We start from the raw sequence: 11759 nt of genomic DNA, 5'->3' as shown, positions 1-11759 counted from the left end.
GTGGATGACCGCCGTTGCCTCGATCTCGACCCGTGCGGAGGCGGGCGTGAGGGCGCCGACCTGGACAAGCGTGTTCGCCGGACGGACTTGATCGAAGGCTTCGGGCAACATGCCCCGTGTCTGCCATGTCGATGAGGTACACCACTGTACGAACGACGTGCCGCATGTCCGCGCCGGTCCCGGCCAGCGCGTCGGCGATGATCGCCAGCGTGGCTTTCGCCTGCATATAGGCATCACCATCCAGCTCCGGCGGGCGGGCCGTCGTGCCGGATACGAAGACCTGGTTTCTGACGCGGACGGCTCGCGAATATCCGTACGCGTCCTCAAATGCATAACCGGACGAGAAGTTCTGTCTTGGCAAGCGCAGTTCTCCTGTGGGCTCGAACGGAGACCTAACGCCACCCCAGCGCCGGCGCGACATGCGTCAGGATCGCCTCGATCGCATGGGCGCAATAGTCGACGCCAAGCTGGTTCGGGATCGTCAGCAGCAGCGTATCGGCCTCGGCAATCGCCTCGTCCTGCCGCAGCTGCTCGATCAGCGCATCCGGCTCGGCTGCGTAACTCCGGCCGAAGATCGCGCGCGTTTGCGGGTCGATGAAGCCGATCTGGTCCTCGCCTTCGCCACTTCTGCCGAAATAGGCGCGGTCGCGATCGTCCATAAGCGCGAAGATACTGCGGCTGACGGAGACGCGGGGCTCGCGGCTGTGGGCGGCCTCTTTCCACGCCGCGCGATAGGCGCGGATCTGCGCGGCCTGCTGCACGTGAAAAGCTTCACCGGTCTCGTCGTTCTTCAGCGTCGAGCTCTGCAGGTTCATGCCGAGCTTCGCAGCCCATACCGCGGTGGCGTTCGAGCCGGCGCCCCACCAGATTCGCTCGCGCAGGCCCGCCGCATGCGGCTCCAGGCGCAACAAGCCCGGCGGATTGGGAAACATCGGCTGCGGATTGGGCTCGGCAAAACCTTCGCCGCGCAGGAGGTCGAGGAAGACCTCGGCATGGCGCCGGCCCATGTCGGCATCGTTCGCGCCCTCGGCCGGCCGGTAGCCGAAATAGCGCCAGCCGTCGATCACCTGCTCCGGCGAGCCGCGGCTGATGCCGAGCTGCAGCCGCCCGCCGGCGATGAGGTCGGCGGAGCCTGCGTCCTCCACCATGTAGAGCGGGTTCTCGTAGCGCATGTCGATCACGGCGGTGCCGATCTCGATCTTGCTCGTCCTCGCCCCGACGGCCGCAAGCAGCGGAAAGGGCGAGGCGAGCTGGCGCGCGAAATGATGCACGCGGAAATAGGCGCCGTCCGCGCCCAGTTCTTCCGCCGCGACCGCAAGCTCGATGGATTGCAGCAGCGTGTCGCTGGCAGAGCGGGTCTGCGATTGCGGCGAGGGCGTCCAGTGTCCGAAGGACAGAAATCCGATTTTTTTCATCCGCGTCATTTAATGATGGCGGAGACGGCGTCAACCGCCAGCGCGGGCGGCCCGGGTATGCGGCGAGATCGGCATAAAGTGCTCGGCGCGCGCGACCAGGAGATCCAGAAAGCTGCGCGCGCGGAGCGACATCCATTGCGTCTCCGGATAGACCGCATGCAGCGGCAGCGCTGCGATCGTGTAGTCCGGCAGCACATGTTCGAGCTCGCCGCTGCGAAGACCGTCCGCCGCATTCCACCCGGGCAGGATGGCGATGCCGAGATGCTGCATCGTCGCCTCCTGCATCGCATCGGCATCGTCGACGTGAATGGGGCCGTTGATGGACGCGACGTGGCGGCCATGCTCGGATTCGAAGGCCCATTGGTGCGCCGGCGACATCCGCGAATAGACGATGCACTGGTGCGAGCTGAGATCGTCGGGCGTCCGCGGCAGCGGGCGGCCGTGCAGATAGGTGGGGGTCGCGACCAGATAGCGCTGCACGGTGCCGAGCCGGCGCGCGACCAGCGTGCTCGCCTCCAGGTGTCCGATCCGCAGCGCCAGCTCGATGCCCTCTTCCACGAGATTGACGAACCGCTCGCTGAAGCGGATGTCGACCCGCACTTCCGGATAGTGCCGCACATAGTCGGCGATCACAGGCATCATGTAGCGCCGTCCGAATGACGAGGGCACGCCGATCCGGAGCGTGCCGCTGGGGCGTGGCGCCGACTGCTCGACGCTCGACCGCGCCATGTCAAAGCTGTCGAGGATCTGGCGCGCGAGATCGTAGATGCGGTGCGCTTCGGCCGTTGGCTTCAGCGTGCGCGTCGTGCGCGAGAACAGCTGCGTGCCGAACTCGCTCTCCAGCATCGCGATGCGCTTGCTGATGGCGGGCTGGCCGATGCCGAGCTCCCTGGCCGCCGCCGAGAAGCTGCCGCCCTCGAGGGTGCGAACGAAAGCGCGCAGGCAATCGATCCGGTCCATGATTCATTCCGATCTGGAATAAATTATATCCCATATATTCCATAGTGCGCAATCCGGCGGGCCGCTAGGCTTCCCCCAAACAAGCAGATCAGGGAGGAGACCAACGTGGCACGCCATATCGGAATTGTCGGCGCCGGAATCGCCGGCCTGCATCTCGCGCTCTATCTGCAAAAGCACGGCGTCGACGCCACCATCATCACCGACCGGCCGCCGGAGGAGTACCGCGGCATCCGGCTGCTCAACACCGTCGCGCATCATCACGTGACGATCGCGCGCGAGGACTATCTTGGCGTCAATCACTGGACCGATCCGAAGGATTATTATCACTACCACGATCACGTCTTCAATTTTCCGCAGCCGCTCAGCTTTCGCGGCGACTTCTCGAAGCCGAGCCGTGCCGTCGATTACCGGATCTATCTTCCCGCGCTGATGCAGGATTTTACGAAGCGGGGCGGCAAGATCGAGTACAGGCGGATCGAGGAGCGCGACATCCGTCCGCTGGTTGCCCGTTTCGACCTGCTGGTCGTCTCGACCGGCAAGGGCCCGCTCGGCCAGCTCTTCACCTATCGTCCCGAGCACACGCCCTATTCGCAGCCGCAACGGCGGTTGTGCGTCGGGCTCTACACCGGCGTGCGGCAGCCCGATCCCATGAACGTCACGCTCTCGGTGTCGCCCGGCCATGGCGAGATGATCGTGATCCCCACCGTCACCTTCGGCGGCATCGCCAACGCGCTGCTGATGGAGAACGTACCGGGCGGCGACATGGAGGAATTGGCGAGCCTCAGCTACGACGACAACCCGAAGCACTTCCTGAAGGTCCTGCTCGGCAAGCTGGAGAAGCATCACCCGACCACCTATGACCGCATCGACACCGCGCGTTTCGACCTCGCGCAGCCGCAGGATCTCCTGCAGGGCGGCGTGGTCCCGACCGTGCGCAACACAGTGGTCGCGTTCGACGACGGCAAATGCGCGATCGCGCTCGGCGACGTCCATGCCATCGTCGATCCCATGATGGGGCAGGGCGCCAATGTGGCCTCCTATGCGGCCTTCGTGCTCGGCGAGGAGATCGTCAATTCCGACGCGTGTGATGCGCGCCTGTGCGAGAAGATCGACCTGAAGCGGCAGGACCGCGTGCTGGCGGCCTCGCGCTGGACCAATGTGATGCTGCAGCCGCCGACCGAAGCGCTGGGCATGCTGATCGGCGCGATGAGCCAGAACCCGGCTTTGGCCAACGAGTTCACCGAGAACTTCAACTACCCGGACCGGCAGTGGGACCGCATCTCCACGCCGCAGCGCATCCGGGCCTGGATTGAGCGCATGTCGGCGCCATCGCAGCCGGCCAGGGCCATTGCGTGAGGACCGATGCGGACGGCAAGTGACATGCAGCGCGCCAATCCGGCCTTCTTCCGCGAAGCCGCCTCGCGCTTTGCGACCGGTGTCGCGGTGCTGACCGCGCTGGACGAGCACGGCCGCGTCTGCGGCATGACCGCGAACAGCTTCGTCACCGTCAGCCTGTCGCCGCCGACCGTGCTGGTCTCGGTCATGCCGGGACGCATGCACCGCGCGATCTCGGCGACCGGCCGCTATTGCGTCAACGTGCTGCCGGACCATGGCCGGGACCTGTCACTGCATTTCGCGAGCCAGCCGAACAGCGGTGTCGCTCCCGACTACGATATCGTGGACGGACTGCCGCGCTTGTCCGGCTGCATGGCCTGGTTCGCCTGCGAGGTCACGCGCCACGTCGACGTCAGTGACCACACGCTGATCATCGCGGAAGTCTCGGCTTGCGACTATCGCGAGACCACGCCGCTGGTGTTTTTCTCGAGCCGGTATCATCGAGGGGCGGGGATGCCGGTGGATCGGTGAGGAAGCGCGGATAAAAGCGACGGACATTTCCGTCTTCTGTCAGCTCCGGGAGGAGTTCGAAGGTGCGGGCTTTGCGTGGAGCGGCGTATCGCCGGGGCCAGTGGCGTGCTTGGGATCCCCAGTGGCGCGCCATTGCCTCGGCGTCATTCCGGTCCAGCGCTTGAACGCGTGGGTGAACGCGCTGACTTCTCCGTAGCCGAGCAGCCAGGCGGTCTGTGAAATAGGCAGTCCATCGTTCTTCAGATAGCTCTTGGCAAGGTCGATCTTCATCTCGTCAAGGATGCCACTGAAGGTCAGTCCCTCCAAAGCGAGGCGCCGCACCAGCGTGCGATGGCTCATCCCCAGGCGGCGGGCGATCTCTTCGACCCGTGCCTCACGATGCGGGAGCAATGGGGCGATTGCATTCTCGACGCTCGATCTGAGCGGGACTCCGACGGATTTCCGGTGTGCGAGCGCCTGCTCGCAATGCGTCACCAGCAGATCGTTCAGGTAGTGGTCGGCACTTTCGATCCGCATCGGCCCCACGGATACCGGGAACGCGATCTCGTCGACATCGGACCCGAACTCGATCTCGCGCCCCAGGAACGATCTGACCTCTGCGGGCGTCGTTCGACGGCGATGGACCACTTTGAGCCGGCTCGGGATCAGGCGGCGATTGGTCAGGGCGCGGTTCATGCGAATGATTGAAGTCAGCCAGAATTCGATCTGGTGCTGGTCCGAGCGCCGTTCCACGCCGACATATCTCAGCGTGATCGTCATCTCTTTCGCCGCGAATCGCAGCGAGATCCCCTCGTTGGCGAGACGGCAATAGCGTTCGGCCTTTGCGAAGGCTTCGGCGATCGTGCCGGAGGATGCCGCCACGTAATAGAGCAGGCCAATTTCACGAAGGTCGAAGTCTCTTGCGAGGTGAAAGCCGAGGTGGTCGTCGCGCAGCGCCTCGGCCCCAAGTTCCAGAAACCTGATCTGGCTCTCGGCGCTCAGGCGCGCCTTGCGATCCTCGATCTGCTTGAGAGTCAATCCGGCCCTGGACAGCAGACCGTTCGCCTCGATGCCGGCGTCCTGCAGGCGTGCCCATACCAGGCGGGCGATTCCGCCGGTCGCACTGGGCATTGTTTCAAAATGGGGCGAATGGGCAGCCGGCACACCGAACCCTTTCGTCGTTGCCGCTGCGGGCCTCGCTCCTTGGGCTCGCCGATCGTGACCACGGCATGAAAAATCAACTTATTGGCTCACGATAACAAGAAACGGGTGGGCGTGTGACTTAAATCGCTTGTCTGCCCCTCAGACTGGTCTTGCGTTCTCGGGGCAACCCCTTTCCCCGAAAGCTACGATGGCCTTGATGTCCAGCAGTGACGGCGCTGCGCCGCCCATCAACGTGAAGATTTTACGAGGCTACGGAACGTTGCTCGCAATTCCTCATATCGCCCATGGCTCCCGGTCGGTTGCCCTCGAGCGGGTCGGGGATTGCGAGATCAGCATGTTCGAAGCGCTTGGGGCGGGACTGCCCGAGAGCCCGTTGTTCTGGATGGAGCTGTTCGACCTCAGCGTTCATGCCTCGCTCGACAGTCGCGGCTGTCACAACATGCGCGATGCGGTCGCAGCGTTCGAGGATTTTGCTTCGCAAGCGAGCCGTTTGGCGCAAGCGCCGCTTTGTGCAGCCAGCGAAACGGCAGGCTGACAATCGCTGCGCAGACCGCCAGCTCCCGGCAAAGCCGTGCAGATGATTGCCTCAGGCGTAAGCCACCCAGCCGCGGAAGGCGAAGCCGGTGTAGAACAGCGTCGGCTCGGAGAAGCCCGCCTCGCGCAAGATCACCTCGTCGTGAGCGGGGGCCAGAATTTGCAGATGGTTGCTGACGGCATCCTGTGCGGCCGCGGCCTGCTCCGGCTCGACGCCGGATGCAGCCAGGAACGCCGAGTACCGCGCCAGCCACAGCGGACGTTCCTTCTCTCCATCGGGGGCGCTCAGATGCGCGACCACGAACGGTGCGCGCGGTTTGAGCCGGCGGCGGACCTCAAAGGCGATCCGGCGTCGTTCGGCGACATCCACGAAGTGGAGGGTCAGGAGGCAGGTGGCGCCGTCGAACGGTCCCTCCGGGGCATCATCGATGTAGCCTTGATGAAAGCGCGCACGTGGTGCGAGCTCTCCCAGGGTCTGCCCGGCCAGCGCCAGCATCGGCCCGGAGGGGTCGACGCCGTCGAAGCGCCAACCGGGATGCGCCTGTGCAAAGGCTTTGAGCTCCAGGCCGCCGCCGGCGCCGAGGACGAGCACCTGCCCATCGCTGGGGACGCTTTCGGCCAGCAGAATCGACGCCATGGACTGCATGGCGTCGTAGCCCGGCACGAACCGCCGTGGCCCCTCGGTATATCGAGCCACGAATTGCGGGTCCGAGAATGCGGCTTGAATGTCGGTCATGATGTTGTCCCCGTGAATGGAGCCGGTCACGCGCCATGCGCGCCGATGTGGTGGATCTTTCGAGACCCGAGCCGCTTGCGCAAATCATCGCCCAGCATCGCCAGCGTCACCTCGCCGAGGCGCGACAGCAGCAGCGCTTCGGCGTCGTAAAAGGCCTGATCGAGCGCGGCATTGACGGCCTGCTCGACGAGACAGCCCGGCGCCTCGGTCCGGTTGCCCATCGCCAGCAGCGACGGACTGCCAAGCGCGGCATAGACATCGCGCAGCGTCACCTTCGAAAGATCGCAGGCAAGCGTCCAGCCGCCGCCGTGCCCCTTCTCGGAGCGGACGTAACCAAGCTGCCGCAGGCCCGCCATGATGCGGCGGATCACGACAGGGTTGGTGTCCATCGCCTTCGCCAGCGTCTCGGACGTGAACGGGCCAGGCTGCTGCGCCATGTGCAGCAGGACGTGCAGCACGCCGGATAGTCGACTGTCTCGCCTCATGTAACTTTGTATGTTACATGATGGCGCTGCGGTCAAGCGGTTTGCGAGGTCGCGAGGAGGATGGCTGGCTCGGATTCGAGCGCCGTCACTGTGGGATCAATCGCAACGTCCGTTCGCGCATAAGTGACGCTGCCCTTACAGCGCTGGCAACAGCGCAATGTTTCGGGCGTCCGGCTTCTTCAATCGGAGATTCCGTTCTTGATCCGCGTTTCCCGTCCGCGTCGCGACGAATTCCGCCTGAAGCCACGATGTCGGCCGTTAGTGGTAAATCGGACGCCACTTTGACCGGAGCGAACGGACGCGATTGATCCTCAGCGGAAGTCGCTACTGGGCACACGCGTCGTGCGGCGTCGCTGCCGTTGATCTAAGTCAATTATCACCCATCCTTCGGCTTCACATTGTTGATGTCGTCCTCTCCCTCCCGATCCTGCAGAAGGCCCTCTGAAGGTTCGGCGACCAAAGTGAGAGATTGGCTCATGATCACAATCCCAGAACTGACGTCCCAGGCGCTCGGAGCGTTCCTGATCTCGGAGACAAGCGGTCGCTTCGGCTCGTCCCACGCCAGCTTGCCGGAATTGCTGCCCTATGCAGCAAAGCTGGCTCTGGAATGTATTGGTAACAGCGATGCGCTCTACCACAACGTCGAGCACACCTTGTTGGTCACGCTGGTGGGGCACGACATCCTGATCGGGCGCTCCCTTCTCAGGCCAACGACGGCTAGCGACTATGCTCACTTCATCCTGGCATGCTTGCTTCACGACATTGGCTACGTTCGGGGCATCATTCACGGAGACCAGGACGGTGCCTATGTGGTTGATGGTACCGGCCGAACGGTTGAGTTACCGATCGGCTCCTCCGATGCAGCGCTTGCGCCCTATCATGTCGACCGCTCGAAATTATTCGCCGTGGAGCGTCTTGACGCAGTTGACGAAATTGACGCCGCTCGCGTTGCCCAAGCCATCGAATACACTCGTTTTCCCTATGCGGACGCGTCAGCGAACGAACTCAAGGATGATCTCGACGAGGAGGAGGGTTTGTTGCTTCGCGCCGCGGACCTGATCGGTCAGCTCGGCGATCCGAACTACATGAAGAAATCAAATGCGCTGTTCTACGAGTTCGAGGAGATAGGACTCAACAAATCGCTCGGATACACCACGCCCGCGGACGTCGTGTACAAATATCCTCAGTTCTACTGGACCAAGGTCGCGCCGCACATCCAAACCGCCATCCGCTATTTGAATGTAACCTCGAGCGGAAGACAATGGATCAGCAGTCTCTATGGCAATGTCCTTCGCGCTGAGCGAGAAGTCGGGCTGTCTGGTCCGGAGCTATAGGCGGTCCAGGGCCGTGATTTCGGGTTGATCGCGATCGATTCTCCGACGCTCGGAGCTGACGATCGCCGACATAACCGGTGGCTCCAGTCGCGCTCCGGTCTCCGCCATGTCTGCTCCTGCTCGAATGCGAAGTTCGTGCGACGTCCTCAGTTGTCGGCTTATCGGGATAGACCGGAAGCAACCGGCCGACCTTCCAAACGGCGCTCATGATCCATTGCAGACGTCGAGCACTGATGATCCTATGGTGGGTTTGCCAAGCAATAAGGGCCGCCGGGGCACGACCTATTTTTCGCTCGTCAGAGGAGCGCCCTCTGGCTCCAGCAGCTTGAGAGCGGTTTCAATTTTGGCGAGCAGCGCCTGAATTTCAGCTCGCTCGTTGGGGCCGGGATGGGCTTCGAGTCGCGTCAGCAATTGCTCCTTCTGTAATATCAAGTTTTCAAGAGCGGACATTGATTCCCCCGAGATTGCCAGCGAAAGGGCCGCTCGAAGAGCGGCCCTTTGTCTGGTTCACCAGCTTCGGGTGCCGAAGCTGAACCCTATGCTCGGGCCGCCGCCGTAGTAGCCGTAGCCGCGGTCGTAGTAGCCGGGCCCGCCATAGTAGCCGTAGCTCCGGCGGACCACATAGCCGTCGTCGCCGCCGTAGTAGCGCTGGACGTAACGGGGGCCGCGGGTGCGGTAGCAGCGGCCGTACTCGTCGCAGACGAGTCGGACCTGCTCGACGCCTCCAAGCTCGCTCGACGCTATGGCCGCAGAGGCGAGGGGCGCGGCATTAGCAGATGCTGCGACGAGAGTGGCGGTGATCGCTCCTAGCACGATTGTCTTCACGGACGTTCTCCTTCCGCTGCGAGATCAGTCGATCTCTTCGATGACACGGCGCTCATGGGGTTCGACGATGTAGGTGCGGCTGTCCCGGTTGATGTACCGGTACTCGCGAAGGGTCGGAGCATCCCGATAGACCTGTTCCGGGAAGGCCTCGATCTCGACGCCCTCCGGCACGCGCTCGCCGGTGCGGATTTCGGTCCGGACCGAGCTGCCGGTGGTCACCCGCTTCTCGCGCTCCACCGGGCGCGTCCTGGCGTGCTTGCGGATCACTTCACGATCGCTGTCAGTGAACGTCGCCTTGCGCTGCTCGGTCCGCGCCGGCGCGGCGGCCGTCGAACGGCCGGAATAGGGCAGGACCGTCACGATCTTGTAGGTGGACGGCTCGACGATGACGATCTCGTCCTTCACCAGCAGGAAGTTGTAGCCGCGGTACTGCGGCACGATCTCGACGACCTCGGCCGGCAGCGGCTGCAGGCGGACGTCGCGCGGGACGACGGTGCCCACCGACAAGGAGAAGTTCACGTTCGTGAGCGGCTGCACGTTCAGGTGGGAGATCGACGCGCTTATGCGGGTCCGCTGCTGGTCGTTGATGTTCACCGACGCGTTCACGTTGGTGTTCGACGAACGATCCGCCGTGTTCTGCTGATTGTTCGGCTGCTGCGCGGTGTTGGTCGATCCGCTCCCCGTGGGCGATTGGGCCTGGTTGGTGCCTGAAGCGGGCGGATTGGCGCTCTGCGTCTGATTGTTCGTGCTCGACGGCGGGGTGGTCTGCGCCTGGCTGGACGGCGTCGTGGTCTGGCCCGACGGCTGATTGGTCTGGGCCTGGTTCGTTGAATTGTTCGAGGACGGCGCCTGCGTAGTGTTGGTGCCAGTACCGGAGTTGGACGACTGGCCTGCTGCAGTCTGACCGGTCGAGGAGGGAGACTGCGTCTGGGCCGAATTCGCCGAAGGAGTGGGCTGCGAAGCGGTGTTAGACGACGGTGTCGAAGTCGAAGAGGACGGGGTCGTCGATGTGGAATCCTGCTGGCGCTGCGTAGCGGGCGGATTGGAATTCGACGCGCTCGGAGAAGATTGGGCGAATGCCGACGTCGCGATGGCGACTGCGGCTGTCGTGGCCAAGAATAAACGCTTGTTCATCTGAAACCTCCAAATGTCTACGTCGATCAAAACCCTCGACGCGGCGCGCGGTTCCGATTCGGGAAAACCTGGCATTCTTTCGGATGCGAAGGGATTGGTGCTGTAGCGAAATGGCACGACGTTTTCGCGAGTTCGGGAACAACCGGAACTTCGATGACGACTGCCCGTTGGCAGTGACTACTTACGATCTCTGAGGAGGACATCATGAAGAAGTTGATCGTGTGCGGCGCGCTCGCCGCTTTCGCCCTCGGCACCCAGGCCGCAAGCGCCGCCGAGTTCTACATCGTCCGCGACGCGACCACGAAGAAGTGCACCGTGGTCGACACCAAGCCGACGACGACCACCACCACGGTAGTGGGCGACGGCGTCTACAAGACCAAGACGGAGGCCGAGTCCGCCGTGAAGACGACCAAGGTCTGCACCGAGCAGTAAGCGGACATTCGTAGGCCGAGGGAGGCCTACGAAGCGTACTGACAGCAATTGGAGGAGAAAATGCCCGTATTGATTCTGTGGGCCGTTCCTGCCGTCCTCGTTGTTGGCGGCGTCGGCTATTACCTGGTTCATATGCACTGAGCTGATGGACTTTCGCGCGAACGGCCCGCCCGGCAGCCCGGGCGGGCCATTTTTCTTTGGCCAAATTCGTCGAGCCCAAGAAATTCATCTAACCCAAGAAAGAGGGGCCTCCGATGGAGGCCCCTCAATCCGAGAACGCTTGGTCCCGTCAGTTGTAGTCCGAATACTTGAACTGCGGGAGCGCTTTCAGTTGCTCCTTGTTGCCGTTCATGACGGCGTGGTCGGGCACCCAATCGTTCGTGTTGCGGTTCGTCGTGGTCGTCGAAGCCGCACCGGTGGTGGTTTCGCGGGTGGTGGTCGTGTTGCTCGTTGAGCTTGTCCGGACCGGCTCTTCGACGAACTTCAGCTTGTCCATGGAGACCGCGATGTCGTGCTCGCCCATCCCGAGGAAGCCCCGATACCGATCACCACGGCGTTGATCTTGCCGCGCGAAGCCATCGAGCGCTTCCGCGGCGCAACATGAATTGAACCCAACCTTGCTGTTGAGGTCCAAGCTCGAGGCTCTCGAGTGAAGCTGCCACGGCGCCGAGCATCCATTGCCCGCTCGCCGTCGGGGCCAGCGAAACCATTGCCACTTTCTCCCGTTGTCGGCGGGGCGATCGAGCAATGTGAAAGGATCCTCTATGAAGAAGATTGCAATGTCGGCGCTGATGGTCGGCGCCCTTGGTCTGGCCTCTGTGGCCACGATGGCTCCCGCCGAAGCTCACTGGCGAGGCGGATGGGGTCCGGGCATCGCCGGCGGCCTGGTGGCGGG

Annotated in this window: 14 protein-coding genes and 1 pseudogene; 5 read left to right on the top strand and 10 right to left on the bottom strand. The window is 63.3% G+C overall.

From position 1 onward, the window contains the following. From A5906_RS01095 to A5906_RS01085, 3 genes are all read right to left on the bottom strand, one after another. Positions 1-421 (bottom strand): Rid family hydrolase (locus A5906_RS01095; RefSeq protein ID WP_245326584.1); only part of this gene is annotated, 421 nt, incomplete at its 3' end. Continuing rightward, entirely contained in the window at positions 393-1415 is a 1023-nt protein-coding gene (locus A5906_RS01090; RefSeq protein WP_080133450.1) for an LLM class flavin-dependent oxidoreductase, read from the bottom strand. The genes A5906_RS01090 and A5906_RS01095, both read right to left, overlap by 29 nt. Positions 1416-1445: 30 nt before the next feature. Continuing rightward, positions 1446-2375 (bottom strand): LysR family transcriptional regulator, encoded by a 930-nt coding sequence (locus A5906_RS01085; RefSeq protein WP_080133449.1) that lies wholly within the window; start codon positions 2373-2375, stop codon positions 1446-1448. A 105-nt stretch (positions 2376-2480) separates the two neighbouring features. Here A5906_RS01085 and styA point away from each other — a divergent pair, with 105 nt between their 5' ends. Both styA and styB read left to right on the top strand, forming a co-directional pair. Then, the gene (gene styA / locus A5906_RS01080; RefSeq protein ID WP_080133448.1) at positions 2481-3731 is read left to right on the top strand and encodes a styrene monooxygenase subunit StyA; all 1251 of its coding nucleotides are present in this window, start codon (positions 2481-2483) and stop codon (positions 3729-3731) included. Positions 3732-3737: 6 nt separating this feature from the next. Continuing rightward, positions 3738-4241 carry a styrene monooxygenase NADH-dependent flavin reductase subunit StyB gene (gene styB, locus A5906_RS01075; RefSeq protein ID WP_245326545.1) on the top strand — a complete coding sequence of 168 codons (504 nt, stop codon included), beginning with the start codon at positions 3738-3740 and terminating at the stop codon, positions 4239-4241. Between the two features lie 39 nt (positions 4242-4280). Here the strand turns inward: styB and A5906_RS01070 are convergent, their stop codons facing one another. Further along, entirely contained in the window at positions 4281-5351 is a 1071-nt protein-coding gene (locus A5906_RS01070) for an AraC family transcriptional regulator (RefSeq protein ID WP_080133446.1), read from the bottom strand. A 220-nt stretch (positions 5352-5571) separates the two neighbouring features. Between A5906_RS01070 and A5906_RS01065 the strand changes: the two genes are divergently transcribed. After that, a complete protein-coding gene (locus tag A5906_RS01065) occupies positions 5572-5919 on the top strand; it encodes a hypothetical protein (RefSeq protein ID WP_245326544.1) in 348 nt (115 codons plus the stop codon). Positions 5920-5970: 51 nt separating this feature from the next. On the opposite strand, the gene A5906_RS01060 is transcribed toward A5906_RS01065, so the two are convergent. Together A5906_RS01060 and A5906_RS01055 are read right to left on the bottom strand one after the other, a co-directional pair. Beyond that, positions 5971-6654, bottom strand: coding sequence for a class I SAM-dependent methyltransferase (locus A5906_RS01060; protein ID WP_245326543.1), 684 nt, complete (start codon positions 6652-6654; stop codon positions 5971-5973). A 26-nt stretch (positions 6655-6680) separates the two neighbouring features. After that, positions 6681-7139, bottom strand: a complete 459-nt coding sequence (locus tag A5906_RS01055) for an Rrf2 family transcriptional regulator (RefSeq protein WP_080133444.1) — start codon at positions 7137-7139, stop codon at positions 6681-6683. Between the two features lie 476 nt (positions 7140-7615). On the opposite strand from A5906_RS01055, the gene A5906_RS01050 reads away from it, so the two are divergent. Then, complete coding sequence (locus A5906_RS01050; protein ID WP_080133443.1) at positions 7616-8473, top strand: HD domain-containing protein; 858 nt, start codon at positions 7616-7618, stop codon at positions 8471-8473. Positions 8474-8755: 282 nt separating this feature from the next. On the opposite strand, the gene A5906_RS42830 is transcribed toward A5906_RS01050, so the two are convergent. From A5906_RS42830 to A5906_RS01040, 3 genes are read right to left on the bottom strand one after another with little or no spacing between them, the layout of a single operon-like run. After that, positions 8756-8923, bottom strand: a complete 168-nt coding sequence (locus tag A5906_RS42830; protein ID WP_167523459.1) for a hypothetical protein — start codon at positions 8921-8923, stop codon at positions 8756-8758. A gap of 57 nt (positions 8924-8980) precedes the next feature. Beyond that, positions 8981-9298, bottom strand: coding sequence for a hypothetical protein (locus A5906_RS01045; protein WP_080133442.1), 318 nt, complete (start codon positions 9296-9298; stop codon positions 8981-8983). Between the two features lie 24 nt (positions 9299-9322). Continuing rightward, entirely contained in the window at positions 9323-10432 is a 1110-nt protein-coding gene (locus A5906_RS01040; RefSeq protein WP_080133441.1) for a DUF1236 domain-containing protein, read from the bottom strand. A 204-nt stretch (positions 10433-10636) separates the two neighbouring features. Between A5906_RS01040 and A5906_RS01035 the strand changes: the two genes are divergently transcribed. After that, positions 10637-10864 carry a hypothetical protein gene (locus tag A5906_RS01035; protein ID WP_038383553.1) on the top strand — a complete coding sequence of 76 codons (228 nt, stop codon included), beginning with the start codon at positions 10637-10639 and terminating at the stop codon, positions 10862-10864. A gap of 289 nt (positions 10865-11153) precedes the next feature. Here A5906_RS01035 and A5906_RS01030 read toward each other — a convergent pair. Beyond that, positions 11154-11431: pseudogene (locus A5906_RS01030) on the bottom strand (PRC-barrel domain-containing protein); the annotation flags it as partial. Positions 11432-11759 lie beyond the last annotated feature (328 nt).

Source organism: Bradyrhizobium sacchari (assembly GCF_002068095.1).
Classification (GTDB): domain Bacteria; phylum Pseudomonadota; class Alphaproteobacteria; order Rhizobiales; family Xanthobacteraceae; genus Bradyrhizobium; species Bradyrhizobium sacchari.
Note: the sequence above shows the minus strand (reverse complement) of the source record. Positions and strands in the feature narration are given on the sequence as shown.

Bases quoted from the DNA above. Each gene is read 5' to 3' on its own strand.
- A5906_RS01055 (WP_080133444.1), bottom strand. From the start codon at position 7,139: ATGAGGCGAGACAGTCGACTATCCGGCGTGCTGCACGTCCTGCTGCAC.
- A5906_RS01090 (WP_080133450.1), bottom strand. From the start codon at position 1,415: ATGAAAAAAATCGGATTTCTGTCCTTCGGACACTGGACGCCCTCGCCG.
- styB (WP_245326545.1), top strand. From the start codon at position 3,738: ATGCGGACGGCAAGTGACATGCAGCGCGCCAATCCGGCCTTCTTCCGC.
- A5906_RS01050 (WP_080133443.1), top strand. From the start codon at position 7,616: ATGATCACAATCCCAGAACTGACGTCCCAGGCGCTCGGAGCGTTCCTG.
- A5906_RS01035 (WP_038383553.1), top strand. From the start codon at position 10,637: ATGAAGAAGTTGATCGTGTGCGGCGCGCTCGCCGCTTTCGCCCTCGGC.
- A5906_RS01065 (WP_245326544.1), top strand. From the start codon at position 5,572: ATGGCCTTGATGTCCAGCAGTGACGGCGCTGCGCCGCCCATCAACGTG.
- A5906_RS01040 (WP_080133441.1), bottom strand. From the start codon at position 10,432: ATGAACAAGCGTTTATTCTTGGCCACGACAGCCGCAGTCGCCATCGCG.
- A5906_RS01070 (WP_080133446.1), bottom strand. From the start codon at position 5,351: ATGCCCAGTGCGACCGGCGGAATCGCCCGCCTGGTATGGGCACGCCTG.
- A5906_RS42830 (WP_167523459.1), bottom strand. From the start codon at position 8,923: ATGTCCGCTCTTGAAAACTTGATATTACAGAAGGAGCAATTGCTGACG.
- A5906_RS01060 (WP_245326543.1), bottom strand. From the start codon at position 6,654: ATGACCGACATTCAAGCCGCATTCTCGGACCCGCAATTCGTGGCTCGA.
- A5906_RS01085 (WP_080133449.1), bottom strand. From the start codon at position 2,375: ATGGACCGGATCGATTGCCTGCGCGCTTTCGTTCGCACCCTCGAGGGC.